This is a genomic window from Solidesulfovibrio carbinolicus, from assembly GCF_004135975.1.
GTDB classification, from domain to species: domain Bacteria; phylum Desulfobacterota; class Desulfovibrionia; order Desulfovibrionales; family Desulfovibrionaceae; genus Solidesulfovibrio; species Solidesulfovibrio carbinolicus.
The window spans coordinates 3,094,038-3,109,666 of sequence record NZ_CP026538.1 but is presented as its reverse complement, the minus strand read 5'-3'; the positions used below and the strand labels follow the sequence as shown (position 1 = coordinate 3,109,666).

Below are 15,629 nucleotides of genomic sequence, written 5' to 3'. Positions count from 1 at the left end.
CTTTGGCCCGCACGGGCCGTTCTCCCCCTTTCCACGAGCCCAAACGGCCGGGAACGTCTCGGCTGTTCGCGGCAGTTTCTTGTAACCACCGACGCGCTTGCGGCGACAAGTAAAAAGGCCGGGACCTTGCGGCCCCGGCCTTCGCGCCGGTAGAATCGAGGAGACGAACTAGAACTTGTAGGTCAGACCGAAAGCCACCTTCCAGGCATCGCCGGAACGGGACTTTTCAGCCAGGCGACGACCCCAGACGCTCTCCTGGAAGTCGCCGTGAGCCCAGCCGGTTTCCATGACGGCGGCCAGGTTCTCGTAGATCATGTACTTGTTGTCGAAGTTGATGGCCATCACCTGCTCGTTCTGGGTCAGGTCGCGACCCATGGAGAAGTAGGGATTGGTGCCGATCAGGTTGTTGAGGTTACGCAGGGCAGCCGGGGAGTTGGTGCCGCGGACGTAGGTGAAGGTCAGGCGGTGGGTCAGCTTTTCGATGAACGTGATGTTGTTCAGCGAAGCGCCCAGGCCCCAGTTGCCCACCGGGGACACGCCCATGTTGCCTTCCTTGGCCAGCTCCTGCGAATCGTCGAACAGGAAGCTGTTGCCCGGACCCCAGTTGGGGCGGACCATCGGCATACGCTCGGAACCGTTGCGGGTGGAGCCGTCTTCACCGGTGGACCACCAGCCGAAGACCTGCGGGGTCAGGATGTCCCAGCCGGTGTACTCGACGCCGAGGTCAATAAACCAGCCCTGACGCTTGCTCTTCTTGCGGTCGGACTGGGCGCCGGCGCCGTAGATCACGTCAGCGTAGAACTTCACGGGGTCAAGAGCGGTCACTTCGAAAGCGCCGCCGGCCCACCAGAAGGCGTTCTGGTCGTTCTTCCACAGAGCGGGGGACACGAAGGTGCCGCCGGAGACCAGGTTCTGGGCGAAGCCGGTGGTCCAGTAGTTGGCGGCGTCGCCGGCGACGGCGACAGCGCCCCACGGGGTGGCCTTGAAGCCATCAAGGGTGATGGGCAGGGCCAGGAAGTACATATCCAGTTCGTCGGCGACCTGAGTGGTGGTGGTGTCGTAGGTCCGGTTGGTGTCGATGAGACGACCGAAGCCGGCGAGCACGCTCAGGGTCTTGTCGATGAGCGGGGCGCTCACGGTCAGCGCGGCGATGCGGTCGCCGCCGAAGACCGGGGAGGCGTAGAACAGCTTGGACTGGGGCAGGTCGATGTCCTGGAGACCGGCGGTCACTTCGACATCCTGGCAACCGGGCACCTTGAACTGCAGGTAGGCCTGGTAGACGTCGATGGCGACTTCGGGGTTGGCAGCGGTGAAGGTGCCCTTGCCCCAGGTGTTCTCAACGCGGATGCCCAGACGGAACTTCACGGCCTCGTTGGCCACGAAGTCGGAGCGCAGACGAAAACGTTCCCAGATCTGGAAACGGTCTTCGGTCTGGGTGCCAGCCTTTTTCCAGGTGGTGGGGCTGGTGGCGCTGGTCCACGAAGAGGTGTTCCAGCCGGTGAAGTTGTGGTTGGCGAAAAAGACGCCGTAGATACGGGCGTCACCGGTCATTTTGACTTCGGTGGCGGCCTGGGCGGAGGCAAAAGCCCCCAGCACGAAGGTGGCCACGAGAGCCAGGGCGGCAATACGCTTCATCATGATAATCCTTCCTCCTTTCGTCTCTCAAAACATGCCCGGCGCGTATCCGGGGGAGGCTACCCCCCGGACATGAGAAACTATTACCCGAAGCCTCGGGGATAACGCAAGGGGTTGGTAAAAAATTTTTTACCGAGGTCTTGATTTGACACAAAAGTGACATGCGTCGCCAAACTGTCGACAATTGTCACAGAGCCGGTGCGTCGATTGTGTGACTTGATAAAACAACGTAAATACCGTGATTTAGCCTTTATTTTCAGACGGCTGAAGAGTATGGCCTCGCCAGTTGGCGCCGGGTTTGGTCGGGTTTTGGGTGAGGTCTGGAAAGCGACAGGCCAGCGCCGGGTAAAACTTTGGGGATGCAGACAGGCCAAAGGCCGAAGAGGACGGCGGCAACGGGCCGGATTGGTGGGGCAGGGCTCGGGCGCGGAGGTCAGGAACACGCGACCGACATGCCGCGACGGTACGGACGGGCATCCGTCGCGGCAAGCGTCGCGGCCAGGTCGGAGATGGTCAGCCCCCGTGCGGACTGTCGGCCCGGGCAGGCCGTCGGGGACGGCACGGCCGGAGGCGGCGACGGTATGGGCAGAATCCGGCGGCAAAGGCCGGCGAAGGCATGGACTTGGACCGGCTGCAGCGGCAGGCCACGGCTTCTCGTCCCGCTGCCGGCAGGGCCGGCCGGCAACGGGACGCCCTGCCGGCGGCGGCAAGGCCACACGCGAGGGAGGCGCGTCAGCGCAAGAAGAGGAACAAAGGACGCAAAAAAGGCGGCGAGTCGCCCCGCCGCCTTTCTTCCTCGAAGAGCGAAAGCTCTAGACGCAGCCGGTGGGCTTGGGCAGGCCGGCCATTTTGCAGGCTCCTTTACCCGGTCCGGAGGGGAACAGCTCGTAGATGTGCTTCAGCTTGAATCCGGTCACTTTGGACAGGATGCGCACCATCGGGGCGATGCCGTTCTTCTTGTAGTAGTCCTGCAGGAACTCGATGACCTTGTTGTGCTCCGGGGTCAGCTCTTTGATGCCCTCGGAGTCCTTCACGTAGTCAACCCATTCCAGGGTCCAGTCTTCAAACTTCTGCAGGAAGCCGTCTTCATCGACCTCGAAGGTTTTGCCTTTGTATTCAACAGTAGCCATGCGCATCCTCCTTAAACGGTTGATGATACAAGCGCCCGGCCGAGATTGCCTTGCAGCCGGGCGGCCCTACGCCTTCCCGCGTGGCGGGAGGCGTTACCCAGAATCAGAGCACCCTTGATGCCCGATGGGTCATGATTGAAGGGGAACCGGCACCTTTGGGGCGTCAGGCTCCCGCGTTACGTTTGAAACCGTAATCGCGAAAAACGGTTCCTGTCAACGGTTTTTCATCGAACAGGCGACAGCTTTATTTTGCTTTTGTAATAAATGACGCTTGGTTGCAATGAATTTTGAGGCTTAAGGCCGTTGCAAGGCCGCCAGTTCGTCGCGGGCAAACGTGATGGACGGGTCCAGTTTCAGGGCCGCTTCCAGGTAGTGCTCGGCAAGGGGGCCGTTGCCCAGGCGGGCCTGGCACAGCCCCAGGTTGGCCAGATCCATGGCTGAACCCGAGTCAAGCTCCAGGGCGGCGGCGAAGTCGGCGGCGGCGGCTTCAAAGCGTGCGGCCTTGAAATGGGCCACCCCGCGCAGGTTGAAGTATTCCTTCACCTCGGGGCACAGGCCGATGGCCCGATCGAGGATGGGCACGATGTCCTCGAAGCGGCCGAGCTGGGACAGGGCATGGGCCTGATAGAAGGCGGCCAGGCCTTTGTCTTCGGCGCTTTGCTGGAGATTTTCAGCGCAGGCGAACTGGGCGGCGGCCGCCTCGGCGTCGCCCAGGCGCAGGGACAGCACACCCTCGAAAAAGGGCACGAATGGGGCGCTGGGGTAGACCTCGGCCAGGGCGGCCAGCCCGGCGTCGGCCGTGGCCGGATCGGCCTCCTCGGCCAAGAGCCGACCGGTGAAAAGCCCCAGGCTGGCGGCCGGAGTGCGCTCGCGGAACAAAAAGCCCGGGATGACGTTGTAATTGGCCGAAAGCCCCAGTTCGGGATGGGTGGTGTCCACGGTGAGAAGCCTGTAGCCCAGCCGGCCCAGGGCCTGGGCCAGCTCGGCCAGCTCCTCGGCGATGTCGGCCCGTTCAATGCTCGGCAGACTCTCCAGCGCCACCAGCGGCCCGTCCAGGACCCAGGCCGCTTCGTCCAGGCTCGTGAACTTGGGCAGGCCCGAGGCCTCGTAGTTGCTGAGCGACTCGAAATCCCCGGCCAGCTGGGCCACTTCGGTCAGCGCCCGGATGGCGGCCTTGGCCGGCGAGGCGGCCGTGCCGGCGGTGAAAACGATCTCCGAGGCGTGGGGAAAAGTGGCCGGGTCGTAGGCGATGGCGGCCACGGTGGGCACGGGCTGGCCCAGGGTGAAGTCCTTGAGCCACACCTTGACGCCCTGGCTCTCGAAGGCGGCCAGAAGCTTCACAAGCACCGGATCGGCGATGCCGGCCGGGTCGATGGTCGGGACCACGCGGCGCTCGCGGTCAATGACGGCGCAGACATGGCGCTCGACCAGCTCGCACGCCCCCTGGAGCACGGATTCCTCGAAGCAGTTGCCAGCGGATGAGCCGTTGAATTCGTTTAAGATCTTAAACCAGTCCAAGGGCACGGCCACGTCCTTGCCGGCGGCCACGTCGCGCACCTTGACAAAGCGCCAGGGGACCAGGTCGAGGATGCGCCGGGCGTCGGCCTCGCTTAGGGTCTCGCCCACGGACTGGAGGATGACGGACAGCGGAATAAGCGCGTCGCCGTACGCGGCCTCGGCTTCGGTCCAGGTGGCCGGCAGGAAGCGGGCCTCGTCCCGCCAGAAGGAAAAGAAGCTGAAGCGTTCGGCCAGTTCCATCAGGGCCGAGGCCTCGGCCTGCTCGGGGCTGGCCCCTTTGCCCATCTGTTTGCGGGTGGGCATGACGCTGCGGGCTTCGTCGCCGCAGATGCTCAAAAAGACCGGAATGCCCAGCCGCCCGGTGTCGATGCGCTTGGTTTCGGCCAACACGCCCTGGCCCAGGCGGGCGAACGCGGCCCTGGCCCGGGCGATGGTTTCGACGGGGCTGATGATTTTATCCTGATCGACGGTGTAGCCCTTGGGGCGGTGGGACAGGCCGGCGGCCTCGATGGTGTCGTGGGTCATGGCATTTCCGATGCGAAAAGCGGATTGGGTCTAGGCGACCTTTTTCGGGGTCAGGCGGTAGAGCTGACAGAGCTTGCGTTCGGGCTGGCCGGACTCGGGATTGGTTTCCTTAAAGCCCACCACGCGCTCGGCGATGGCGAACTCCTCGTCGGCCATGGCCAGGAAGCGGGTGGCCTTTCGGGTGTAGTCCTTGGCCAGGAGCACGGAGGCGTCTTTTTTGAGGGCGATGTGGGCCAGCAGGAATTTCATCAGCCCCCGGTAAGCGTCCTGCATGTAGAGCACCTCGGCCCCGAGGATGGCGTCGAAGCGCCGGCCCAGCCGGTCGGCGGTGAAGTCGGCCCGGGCGACCTTGGCCCGGTGGGCCAGGCCGTTATGCAGGATGTTTATTTGCGTAAAAAGCAGGGCGTCGGGGTGGATGTCGGTGAGCAGGGTGTCGTAGCCGGCGGCGGCGGCGAAAAGTCCGGCCACGCCGATGCCGCAGCCGACTTCCAGGGCCGAGCGTCCGGCCGGATCGCCCAGGCTCGGCAGGGCATGGGCCAGCAGCACGGCCCCGGGCCAGACGGCGGCCCAGTAGGGCAGATCCACCGGCCCGTCGCCGGCGGCGGCGAGCTGGCGGTCAATGAGCGCGGCCACGTCGGCGATTTGCAGGAGCTCCAGGCGGGTGTCGCCCACGGTCACGGGTTCAAAGCAGACGTCGTAGCGGCAGCGGGCCGCGTCGAGCAGTTCGTCGAGGGGGGCGTCAAGAGCGATGGTTGTGTCCACAAAGACTCCCATTGCGGTATGAATTTCCGGCAATAGCCCAAGAGCAGGGACAAGGCAAAGAAAAAGGGCCGGCTTTGCGGGCCGGCCCTTGCGATTTTCATTTGGAGCGGGAAACGGGATTTGAACCCGCGACTTCAACCTTGGCAAGGTTGCACTCTACCACTGAGTTATTCCCGCTCAAAGATCAGCTTGTGGAGGCGGCATCCGGATTTGAACCGGAGAATGGAGGTTTTGCAGACCTCTGCCTTACCACTTGGCTATGCCGCCTCGTTTCAAGGAGTCCGAGTATTTACTCGCTGCCGTCCCGGTTGTCAACAACTTTCTTCAACTTTTTCATCCGGTCCAGCTCGGCGGGGCGGCCGCCGTTGCCGAGGCGCATAACTGTCAAAATCCGGCCCCCTCGTCAACAGAAAATTTTCAAATTTCCATTTTCAAGAATTAATACTATGATATTATTAGATAATAATTTCAACTTGGATGGCGTTTGTCGGGCCGGTTCGGCCGGCTTGGACGCCAGATTTTACGGGCGGGCCGTCATGGGCCGGAATCTCCAGGGGTTTTCTTGAGTCCGGCCTGGCCCGGCCCGAACGGATGGGCCGGGCCACCGCCCGCAAAAAAGCCGCCGAGGCGGACCTCGGCGGCTTGGGGGATGGGGGCATGCGGGCGCGGGGTCAGGACTTGATGGATTTGCCGGTCAAAAGTTCCAGAAGCCGCCAGCTCTCCTTGGTGAAGTCGCCCTCGGTGTCGCTTAAAAAGACCACGGCCGACAGATCGGCCGGCGACATGAGGACCAGGGCGAAATAGCCTCCCGAGCGCCCGGCGTGGAGCACGTAGGCCTTGCCGGCGAAATTCATGACGTTCCAGAAATAGCCGATGTACAGCGCCGGGATGTCCGAGACGTGTTTGCGCGGCAGATGGGCGAAAAGCGCGGCCGGCAGGATGGGCGTCTGGATCAGGCCCAGATTGGCGGCAGCGTAGGTGAGCAGGTCGTCGGCGGTGGAGCGCAGGGCCCCGGCCCCTTCCAGGCCCGTGACCTCCCAGTTGGGCACGACCTTGCCCTTGTCGTTGTGGCCGTGGGTCATGCGGGCGCGCTGGTCCTCGGACAGGGTCACCCGGGTGTCGTCCATGCCCAGAGGGGCGCAAATGCGCTCGACCACGAGCTTTTCATAGTCCATCCCGGCGGCCCGGGCCAGGATGTAGCCGGAAAGGGCCGCGCCCATATTACTGTAATAGAAGTTCTGGCCCACCGGCGCGATGGGCTTGGCGGTTTCCAGGGCGCGCAGGAGCAGGCCCGTGGAATAGCCGGCCAGGGGATTGGCGGGGTCCTTGGACGGCAGGTTGTCCGGGGCCACGGGCAGGCCCGAGGTGTGGGTGGCCAGATCGAGGTGGCTCACCCAGTAGAGCGGCGAGTCCTTGCCGATGGTTCCCTCGGGCAGCATGAGGCGGATGGGGTCGGTGTCGCGCAGCTTGCCGGCGATGACTTCCTGGGCCAGCAGGATGCCGGTGAAACTCTTGGTGATGGAGCCGATCTCAAAAAGCGTACGGCCGTCCGGGGCGGCCGAGCGCGAGGATTCGTCGCGCCGGCCGAAGCCGTAGACGGCCTGGCCGGCCGGGCTGACGTAGCCGACCACCAGGCCGTGGACGCGTCCTGAGCGGGTCAGCCCCTCGACCACATGGGCCGTGGTCTGGCGGCCGGGCAGGGGAGCGGCCGGGGCCGGGCGCGGGACGGCGGCTCCAAGGACGGCCAGGGCGAAAAGAAAAGCGACACAACGGAAAAACGGCATGGAAAAGCTCCGGCTCAGGCGTGGTTGCGCAGTTTGAGTTCGATGGGGTGGGGGGCCAGGTAGGCCTGGTCCTTCAAATAGGCCACGTCGTATTTGCGGGTGAAGTGGACAATGAGCGTCACGGGCACGATGAGCGGGGTGAGCCCCAGGCGGTAGTTGGCGATGACTTCGTTGAGTTCCGCTTTCTCGTCGGCGCTCAGCACGGTTTTGAAATACCCCATGGCGTGCTGGAGCACGTTGGCGTGTTTGGCCGGGGTGGCCGGCAGGGCCAGGGTTTTCATGAGCAGGGTCTCGTAGGCATGGACGAGGCCGTCGGCCGGCCATTTGCTGGCTTCGGCCGTGAGCCGGCCGATTTGCCGGGCCAGCTCCGGGCTATGGGCCATAAAAAGCAGCTTGTGCCCGGCGGTGAAGGCGATCAGGCGCGAAACCAGGGTTGAGCGGCCGTCGCCGGCCACGGCGTCGCGGAAGCGCTGCATGGCAAATATGCGCTCGATGAAGTTTTCCCGCAGCTTGTCGTCGTGCAGCCGCCCCTCGTCCTCCACCGGAATCAGCGGAAAGCGGTCCATGAAGGCCCTGGCGAAAAGCCCGACCCCGCGTTCGGCCGGAGCGCCTTTATCATTATAGACCTTGATCCGGGTCATGCCGCTGGAAGGCGACTTGGCCTTGAAGATAAAGCCGCACAGCCGCTCCTCGGCCAGTTCGGCCACGCGGGCCGCGGCCCAGGCGTTCATCCGTTCGGTGAGATCGATTCCGGTCTTGATGGTGACCAGGCGCGGAGCCTCGGGATCGCCGACCAGCCGCATGGCTTCTCGCGGCACGCCCAGGCCGCATTCGATTTCCGGGCACACGGGCACGAACTCGAAATAGCGGCCCAGGGTATCGACGACGTAGCTGTCGCGTTTGTGGCCGCCGTCGTAGCGAACGGGGTTGCCGAGCAGGCAGGAGCTGACCCCGACACGAATGGTATCCGCCATTGTTTTCTTCCTTTCCTCAATCCGCCCTTTCAATACGCCCCCGACCAGTTCCCCCCCCCTTTTTTCTTCGAATGGGGGGGCCGGGGGCCACAGGCCCCGGCCGCCGGAGGCATCTTCTCCTCTCCACTATTCCCGACTTGCTTGGGACGCTCTTTACGGCTAAAGCCTTGCGGGCGTTTTCCGTGTATACGGCCTTCGGGCCGGCATGGGAAGCGACGCCGCGAGAAATGGGGGAACCATGAGCCAGCTATGTGGACTTCGGGCCGTGTTTTTCGATTTTGGCGGCGTGTTGGCTGAGGAGGGCTTTCGCCAGGCGCTTATCGACATCGCCCGGGAGGCCGGTCGCGATCCGGCCGAGATCGTGCCCACGGCCTATGAGATGGCCTGGACCACGCGGTTTGTGGTCGGCGGCTGCGACGAGGCCGGGTTCTGGCAGGCCTTTCGCAAGGCCACGGGCATTGCGGCTGGCGACGCGCATCTGACCGAGGTCGTGCTGTCGCGGTTTGTGCCCCGACCGTACATGTTCGCCCTGGCCGACGCGGTGCGCGGCCTGGGCCTTAAGACCGCGATCTTAAGCGACCAGACCGAGTGGCTGGCCCGGCTTGACGCCCGGCACGACGTCTTTTCCCATTTCGATCAGGTCTTTAACAGCTACCATCATGGCACGTCAAAGCGCGAGGCGGCGTTTTTCGAGCTGGCGCTTGCGGCCATGGACGTGACGGCCGGAGAGTCGCTTTTCATCGACGACGCGGCCCACAATACGGAACTGGCTGCCCGACTGGGCTTTAAAACCCTTTTATACCGGGACCGGGAGTCGTTTTTCGCCGAACTGGCCGACCTGTGCCCGCCCCTTGGAGCGCTTTAAATGTATAAGCCCATTTGCGGCCTGGCTCGTGACGGCCTGCCCATCATCGGCGTTTTCGCTTTGACGACCCTGGTTTTCGCCCTGCTGCGCTGGCCCTGTCTGGCCACCATCAGCCTGTTGGCCACGATTTTTTCCCTCAATTTCTTCCGCGACCCGGACCGCACCGCGCCCACGGAAAACGGCATTGCCGTGTCCCCGGCCGACGGCGTGGTCTGCAAGCTCGGCGAGGCGGCCGACCCGATCACGGGCGAGATGCGCCAGGTCGTGTGCGTGTTCATGAACGTCTTTAACGTCCACGTGAACCGCTCGCCGGTCACTGGCGTCATCTCGGAAGTGCGCTACATCCCGGGCAAATTCTTCAACGCGTCGTTGGACAAGGCTTCCACGGACAACGAGCGCAACGTCATTGTCGTCACCGATTCCGAGGGAGCCCGGTTTACCGTGGTGCAGATCGCGGGGCTTATCGCCCGGCGCATCGTCTGTCCGGCCAAGGCCGGCGATCAGCTCAAGCGCGGCGAACGGTACGGCATGATCAAGTTCGGGTCGCGCCTTGACGTCTATCTGCCCCACGGCTATCATCCGGCTGTCGCCATGGGCCAGAAAACCATGGCCGGCGTCACCGTTTTGGCGAAGAAGGCCGATTAACCGGGCTTGGCCCGTTGACGATCACGTAGCGAGATGGAAGAAAAAGTCACCCAGAGCCGGGCTCGCAGGAGCGTCTACATCCTGCCGAACCTGTTCACCATGGCAAGCCTGTTCTCGGGCTTCCTGGGGGCGCTTTGGGCCATTGAGGGCCAGTTCGACATGACGGCCCTGGCCATCCTCTTCTCCTGCCTCTTTGACGGCCTCGACGGCAAGGTGGCCCGGCTCACCGGCACCAGCAGCGACTTCGGCGTGCAGTTCGACTCCCTGGCCGACCTCGTCGCCTTTGGCGTGGCCCCGGCCATCATGGTCTACCAGTGGCAGCTCGCCCGCTTCGGCCGCCTGGGGATCCTGGCCGCCTTCATGCTCGTGGCCTGCGGCGCGCTGCGGCTCGCCCGGTTCAACGTCATGTCCGGCAAGACCACCACCTCCAAGAAGTTCTTCGTGGGCCTGCCCATCCCGGCCGCCGGCTGCATGATCGCGCTGTTTTTCATGTTCGAGCGCTATCTGCCCGACGACATCGCCGCCGCCGTCATCCCCAAAGCCTGCCTCGTGCTCGTGTACGCCCTGTCCTTCCTCATGGTCAGCCGCGTACGCTACGCCTCCTTCAAGGAGCTCGGGCTGGTCAAGGCCCATCCCTTCAGCGCCATGGTCACGGCGCTGCTCCTCTTCGTCGTGGTCGCCTCCGAGCCCTGGCTCATGGGCTTCCTGCTCTTTTCCGCCTACCTCATCTCCGGCATCCTCTACACCTTCTTCATTCTGCCGCGCCGCACCAAGCTACGGGAGCCCCTCCAGGAGCTCTCATAACACCGTTATCCCCTTTTTGACATTTCTTGTCACTTGCCCCGGCCCAGGCCAACCAGAGTGCCTCGGCGCGTGCTTACGCGCGCCTGATCCTCTCCGCATAAGCGGAGAAAGGGGAGACCCTCATGTCCGACGACAACAGGGTATACATCTTTGATACCACGCTCCGAGACGGCGAACAGTCGCCCGGAGCCACCATGACCCGCGAAGAAAAAGTCCGCATGGCCCGCCAGCTCGAAACCCTTGGCGTGGACATCATCGAGGCCGGTTTCCCGGCCGCCAGCGAAGGCGATTTCCAGGCCGTCTCGGCCATCGCCGCCGCCGTCAAAACCCCGGTGGTGGCCGCCTTGTGCCGGGCCCTGGCCTCGGACATCGACCGGGGCTTTGAAGCCATCAAGGGCGCGCAGCGCCGCCGCATCCACACCTTCCTGGCCACCTCCGAGCTGCACATGCAGCATAAGTTGAACAAGACCCCGACCCAGGTCCTCGACATGATCGAGGCGGCCGTTTCCCACGCCGCGTCCAAGGGCGTCGAGGTCCAGTTTTCGGCCGAGGACGCCTCGCGCTCCGAGCCGGCCTTCCTCGTCGCCGCTTGCGAACGGGCCATTAACGCCGGCGCGACCATCCTCAACATCCCCGACACCGTGGGCTACGCCCAGCCGGCCGAGTTCGCCGACCTTATCCGCCATCTCATGACCACCGTGCGCGGGGCCGGCGGCGTCACCTTCGCCGTCCACTGCCACAACGACCTGGGTCTGGCCGTGGCCAACACCCTGGCCGCCCTCCACGCCGGCGCGCGCCAGGCCGAAGTGACGCTCTCCGGCATCGGCGAGCGGGCCGGCAACGCCTCCCTGGAACAGGTCGTCATGGGGCTTAACACCCGGCCCAACTACTATAACCTGACCACCGGCATCGTCACCGAGGAACTCTATCCCTCCTGCCGCCGCCTGTCGGGCATCATCGGCCAGCCGATTCCGCCCTATGCCCCCATCATGGGCCGCAACGCCTTTGCCCACGAGTCCGGCATCCACCAGCACGGCGTGCTCAAGGATCGCCGCACCTACGAGATCATGACCGCCGAGAGCATCGGCCGCAAAGGCGCTGTGGTGGTGCTCGGCAAACACTCCGGCCGCCACGCCCTGGACGCCAAGGTCAAGGAACTCGGCTACGCCTTAAACGACGAAGAGCTGCTCGTGGTCTTCGAGGCCGTCAAACAGCTGGCCGACCGCAAGCAGCGCATCCTCGACGAAGACATCGAGGCCCTTATCCTCGAAAAAGTCCTGCGCCGCCCGGACCGCTACGCCTTGCAGTTCCTGTCCGTGCACTGCGGCAACGTGGAGCTCGCGCCCTTTGCCGTGGTCGAAATGCAGGTGGAAGGCCAGACCGTGCGCCACTACAGCGCCGGGTCCGGCCCGGTGGACGCCGTCTTTAACGCCGTATGCCAGGCCGTGGGCCGCAAGCCCGACCTCGAAGAATACCAGATAAACGCCATCACCGGCGGCACCGACGCCCAAGGCGAAGTGACCGTGCGCATCAAGGACGGAACCGCGACCACCGTCGGCCGCGGCGTCCACGACGACGTCATCATGGCCAGCACCCTGGCCTTCATCAACGCGCTCAACCGTTTGGCCAAGAAGGAGGAGGAACGGACATGCCCGCAACTTTAGCCGAGAAAATCCTGCAACAGCACTGCGACGAGCAGATTACGGGTCCCGGGCAGATCGTCCGTTGCCGGCTTTCCCTGGTCCTGGCCAACGACATCACCGCGCCGCTGGCCATCAAGTCTTTTAAAAAGATGGGCGCGGCCGGCGTTTTCGACAAGGACAAGGTCACCATCGTCGCCGACCACTTCACGCCCAACAAGGACATCGAATCGGCCGAACAGGTGAAGGTCTGCCGCGAATTCGCCAAGGAAATGGGCATCACCCACTACTTCGAAGGCGGCAACGTCGGCGTCGAACATGCGCTTTTGCCCGAACTCGGCCTGGTCGGCCCGGGCGACGTGGTCATCGGCGCGGACTCCCACACCTGCACCTACGGCGGCCTGGGCGCTTTCGCCACCGGCATGGGCTCCACCGACGTGGCCGCCGGCATGGCCCTGGGCGAAACCTGGTTCAAGGTGCCGCCCACCATCCAGGTCATCCTCACCGGCACGCTGCGCCAGTGGGTCGGGGCCAAGGACCTCATGCTGGCCCTTATCGGAACCATCGGCGTCTCCGGCGCGCTCTATAAAGCCCTGGAATTCACCGGCCCGCTGGCTTCGGCCCTGTCCGTCGAAGGCCGCATGACCATGTCCAACATGGCCATCGAAGCCGGCGGCAAGGTCGGCCTGTTCGCCGCCGACGACAAAACCCTGGCCTATGCCGCCGCCCACGGCCGCAAAGGCGACAAGGCCATCGCCGCCGATGCCGGCGCGACCTACGAACGCGTCGTCACCATCGACGCCACCGGCATGGAGCCGCAGATCGCCTGCCCGCACCTGCCCGACAACGTCAAGCCCGTGTCCGCCGTGGCCGGCCTCAAGGTCGATCAGGCCGTCATCGGCTCCTGCACCAACGGCCGCATCGAAGACCTGCGCGAAGCCGCCGCCATCCTCAAAGGCCGCAAGGTGAGCAAGGACGTGCGCACCATCATCCTGCCCGCCACCCCCAACATCTGGCGGCAGGCCCTGGCCGAAGGCCTCATCGAGACCTTCATGGACGCCGGCTGCATCGTCGGCCCCGCCACCTGCGGGCCGTGCCTCGGCGGCCACATGGGCATCCTGGCCGGCGGCGAACGCGCCATCGCCACCACCAACCGCAACTTCAAAGGCCGCATGGGCAGCCTGGAAAGTGAAGTCTACCTCTCCGGCCCCGCCGCCGCCGCCGCCGCCGCCATTGCGGGCGAGATCATTGATCCGGCCAAGGTGTAGTGGGGGAGTGGAGAGGAAGAGATAAGATAAGATGCCTCCGGCGGCCGGGGGCCTGAGGCCCCCGGACCCCCCACATGGGGAAAGTGTTGCCCGCGAGGCTTAGCGCATAAGGAGAGAGACATGTACCACGGTACTGCCCATACGGTCGGCGCGCATATCGACACCGACGCCATCATCCCGGCCCGGTTCCTGGTCACCACCGACCCGGCCGAACTCGGGGCCAACTGCATGGAAGGCCTGGAAGCCGGCTGGATCAAGAAAGTGAAGCAGGGCGACATCATGGTGGCCGGCGAAAACTTCGGCTGCGGCTCGTCGCGCGAACACGCGCCCGTGGCCCTGCTCGGCGCAGGCATCCCGGTGGTCATCGCCCACAGCTTCGCCCGCATCTTCTACCGCAACGGCTTCAACATGGGGCTGGTGCTGCTGGAGATCGGCGACGACGTGAGCAAAATCCACGACGGCGACGAACTCAAGGTCGATGCCGATACCGGCGTCATCAATAACGTCACCACCGGCCAGACTATCCAGTGCAAACCCGTGCCGCCGTTCATGAAAGGCATCCTCGACAAAGGGGGCCTCATCCCCTACGTCCAGGACCGTCTGGCTGAGCGGGCGTAAAGAGGAAGAGAGAAGAGTGCCTCCGGCGGCTGGGGGCCTGAGGCCCCCAGACCCCCCAAAGGGGTTGAAGGGGACTTGCGACCGGCCGACTAGGCGCTCCACATATACTAATTTGCCTTCCATTCAGGGGGTCCGGGGGGATTATCCCTCCGGCCGCCGGAGGCATCTTCAATAATATTTTCGAGGTTAGCACATGCGTTACAATATCTGCGTCATGCCGGGCGACGGCATCGGGCCGGAGATCGTGGCCGAGGCGGTGAAGGTTCTGGACGTGGTCGGCCAGAAGTTCGGCCTGGAGTTTGCCTATACCCAGGCGCTTATCGGCGGCGCGGCCATCGACGCCGTGGGCGTGCCGTTGCCTGACGCCACGGTCGCGGCCTGCAAGGCGGCCGATGCCGTGTTGCTTGGCGCGGTCGGCGGCCCCAAGTGGGACGAGATCGACCCGGCCATCCGCCCGGAAAAGGGGCTGCTTGGCATCCGCAAGGCGTTGGGGCTTTTTGCCAACCTGCGTCCGGCCAAGCTGTTCCCGGAGCTGGCCGCCGCCTGCTGCCTGCGCCCGGACATCGTGGGCCAGGGGCTGGACGTCATGGTCATCCGCGAGCTGACCGGCGGCGCGTATTTCGGCGAACCGCGCGGCATCGAGAAACGCGGCGACGAGGAAGTCGGGTTCAACACCATGGTCTATGCCGAGCACGAAGTGCGCCGCATCGCCAAGGTGGGCTTCGAGACCGCCCGCAAGCGCGGCAAGAAGCTGTGCTCCGTGGACAAGGCCAACGTGCTGGACGTCTCGCGCCTGTGGCGCAAGGTGGTCCTGGAAGTGGCCAAGGATTACCCGGACGTGGAGTTGAGCCACATGTACGTGGACAACGCGGCCATGCAGCTCGTGCGCGCCCCGTCGCAGTTCGACGTCATCGTGACGGAAAATCTTTTCGGCGACATTCTGTCCGACGAAGCGGCGGTCATCACCGGCTCCATCGGCATGCTGCCCTCGGCCTCGCTTGGCGCGGCCAACCCGGGCCTGTACGAGCCCATCCACGGCTCGGCCCCGGACATCGCCGGCCAGGACAAGGCCAACCCCTTGGCCACCATCCTGTCCGTGGCCATGATGCTCAAGCACTCCTTCGACCAGTCCGCCGCCGCCGAGGCCATCGAAGCCGCCTGCGCCAAGGTGCTGGCCGACGGCTACCGCACCGGCGACATCATGGAGCCGGGCAAGACCCTGGTCGGCTGCAAAGCCATGGGGCAGCTGGTGGTCGAGCGGTTGGGATAGCGATTCCTCTTTGTTTACAGATCATTAAAACCTCACGGGCAGGAGAACCCCCAGGGCTGGTTCTCCTGCCCGTTTTTGCGTACAAAGCGCGCGAAGCCGATGAAGGTTCTGACGGAGACCTCTTGCCACGCTATCGGGATTCCAAAGGGCGAGAGCCCTTTGGCCGCCGGAGGCTTCCTCCTGACCCTATA

General features: G+C 64.4%; 13 protein-coding genes and 2 tRNA genes. 7 read left to right on the top strand and 8 right to left on the bottom strand.

What is annotated here, in order from left to right; genetic code table 11:
* Positions 1-168: 168 nt before the first annotated feature.
* From C3Y92_RS13880 to C3Y92_RS13845, 8 genes are all read right to left on the bottom strand, one after another.
* Positions 169-1,635 carry an outer membrane homotrimeric porin gene (locus C3Y92_RS13880; protein ID WP_129355895.1) on the bottom strand — a complete coding sequence of 489 codons (1,467 nt, stop codon included), beginning with the start codon at positions 1,633-1,635 and terminating at the stop codon, positions 169-171.
* Between the two features lie 812 nt (positions 1,636-2,447).
* The gene (locus C3Y92_RS13875; RefSeq protein WP_006921540.1) at positions 2,448-2,765 is read right to left on the bottom strand and encodes a TusE/DsrC/DsvC family sulfur relay protein; all 318 of its coding nucleotides are present in this window, start codon (positions 2,763-2,765) and stop codon (positions 2,448-2,450) included.
* Positions 2,766-3,059: 294 nt separating this feature from the next.
* Positions 3,060-4,808: a YcaO-like family protein gene (locus C3Y92_RS13870; protein WP_129353480.1), complete on the bottom strand. Its 1,749-nt coding sequence runs from the start codon at positions 4,806-4,808 to the stop codon at positions 3,060-3,062.
* Positions 4,809-4,838: 30 nt separating this feature from the next.
* On the bottom strand, positions 4,839-5,570 hold the full coding sequence (locus C3Y92_RS13865; protein ID WP_129353478.1) for a class I SAM-dependent methyltransferase: 732 nt from the start codon (positions 5,568-5,570) through the stop codon (positions 4,839-4,841).
* Between the two features lie 102 nt (positions 5,571-5,672).
* Positions 5,673-5,747 (bottom strand) — tRNA-Gly (locus tag C3Y92_RS13860).
* A gap of 15 nt (positions 5,748-5,762) precedes the next feature.
* A tRNA-Cys gene (locus C3Y92_RS13855) sits at positions 5,763-5,837 on the bottom strand.
* A 404-nt stretch (positions 5,838-6,241) separates the two neighbouring features.
* Positions 6,242-7,354, bottom strand: coding sequence for a serine hydrolase domain-containing protein (locus C3Y92_RS13850; protein ID WP_129353476.1), 1,113 nt, complete (start codon positions 7,352-7,354; stop codon positions 6,242-6,244).
* Positions 7,355-7,368: 14 nt separating this feature from the next.
* A complete protein-coding gene (locus C3Y92_RS13845) occupies positions 7,369-8,328 on the bottom strand; it encodes a YbgA family protein (protein WP_129353474.1) in 960 nt (319 codons plus the stop codon).
* A gap of 238 nt (positions 8,329-8,566) precedes the next feature.
* Between C3Y92_RS13845 and C3Y92_RS13840 the strand changes: the two genes are divergently transcribed.
* From C3Y92_RS13840 to leuB, 7 genes are all read left to right on the top strand, one after another.
* Positions 8,567-9,193, top strand: a complete 627-nt coding sequence (locus tag C3Y92_RS13840; protein WP_129353472.1) for an HAD family hydrolase — start codon at positions 8,567-8,569, stop codon at positions 9,191-9,193.
* Entirely contained in the window at positions 9,194-9,838 is a 645-nt protein-coding gene (locus C3Y92_RS13835; protein WP_129353470.1) for a phosphatidylserine decarboxylase family protein, read from the top strand.
* Between the two features lie 33 nt (positions 9,839-9,871).
* Positions 9,872-10,642, top strand: a complete 771-nt coding sequence (gene pssA / locus C3Y92_RS13830) for a CDP-diacylglycerol--serine O-phosphatidyltransferase (RefSeq protein ID WP_129353468.1) — start codon at positions 9,872-9,874, stop codon at positions 10,640-10,642.
* A 122-nt stretch (positions 10,643-10,764) separates the two neighbouring features.
* Entirely contained in the window at positions 10,765-12,306 is a 1,542-nt protein-coding gene (locus tag C3Y92_RS13825) for a 2-isopropylmalate synthase (protein ID WP_129353466.1), read from the top strand.
* A complete protein-coding gene (gene leuC / locus C3Y92_RS13820; protein ID WP_129353464.1) occupies positions 12,291-13,550 on the top strand; it encodes a 3-isopropylmalate dehydratase large subunit in 1,260 nt (419 codons plus the stop codon). Before C3Y92_RS13825 ends, leuC begins: the two co-directional genes overlap by 16 nt.
* Before the next feature lie 120 nt (positions 13,551-13,670).
* A complete protein-coding gene (locus tag C3Y92_RS13815; protein WP_129353462.1) occupies positions 13,671-14,168 on the top strand; it encodes a 3-isopropylmalate dehydratase small subunit in 498 nt (165 codons plus the stop codon).
* A 193-nt stretch (positions 14,169-14,361) separates the two neighbouring features.
* Entirely contained in the window at positions 14,362-15,438 is a 1,077-nt protein-coding gene (gene leuB, locus C3Y92_RS13810) for a 3-isopropylmalate dehydrogenase (protein WP_129353460.1), read from the top strand.
* Positions 15,439-15,629: the final 191 nt, after the last annotated feature.

Coding starts and splice junctions, on each gene's coding strand:
- C3Y92_RS13825 (WP_129353466.1), top strand. CDS start 10,765: ATGTCCGACGACAACAGGGTATACATCTTTGATACCACGCTCCGAGAC.
- C3Y92_RS13815 (WP_129353462.1), top strand. CDS start 13,671: ATGTACCACGGTACTGCCCATACGGTCGGCGCGCATATCGACACCGAC.
- C3Y92_RS13875 (WP_006921540.1), bottom strand. CDS start 2,765: ATGGCTACTGTTGAATACAAAGGCAAAACCTTCGAGGTCGATGAAGAC.
- C3Y92_RS13870 (WP_129353480.1), bottom strand. CDS start 4,808: ATGACCCACGACACCATCGAGGCCGCCGGCCTGTCCCACCGCCCCAAG.
- C3Y92_RS13880 (WP_129355895.1), bottom strand. CDS start 1,635: ATGAAGCGTATTGCCGCCCTGGCTCTCGTGGCCACCTTCGTGCTGGGG.
- C3Y92_RS13850 (WP_129353476.1), bottom strand. CDS start 7,354: ATGCCGTTTTTCCGTTGTGTCGCTTTTCTTTTCGCCCTGGCCGTCCTT.
- C3Y92_RS13840 (WP_129353472.1), top strand. CDS start 8,567: ATGAGCCAGCTATGTGGACTTCGGGCCGTGTTTTTCGATTTTGGCGGC.
- C3Y92_RS13845 (WP_129353474.1), bottom strand. CDS start 8,328: ATGGCGGATACCATTCGTGTCGGGGTCAGCTCCTGCCTGCTCGGCAAC.
- leuB (WP_129353460.1), top strand. CDS start 14,362: ATGCGTTACAATATCTGCGTCATGCCGGGCGACGGCATCGGGCCGGAG.
- leuC (WP_129353464.1), top strand. CDS start 12,291: ATGCCCGCAACTTTAGCCGAGAAAATCCTGCAACAGCACTGCGACGAG.
- C3Y92_RS13835 (WP_129353470.1), top strand. CDS start 9,194: ATGTATAAGCCCATTTGCGGCCTGGCTCGTGACGGCCTGCCCATCATC.
- pssA (WP_129353468.1), top strand. CDS start 9,872: ATGGAAGAAAAAGTCACCCAGAGCCGGGCTCGCAGGAGCGTCTACATC.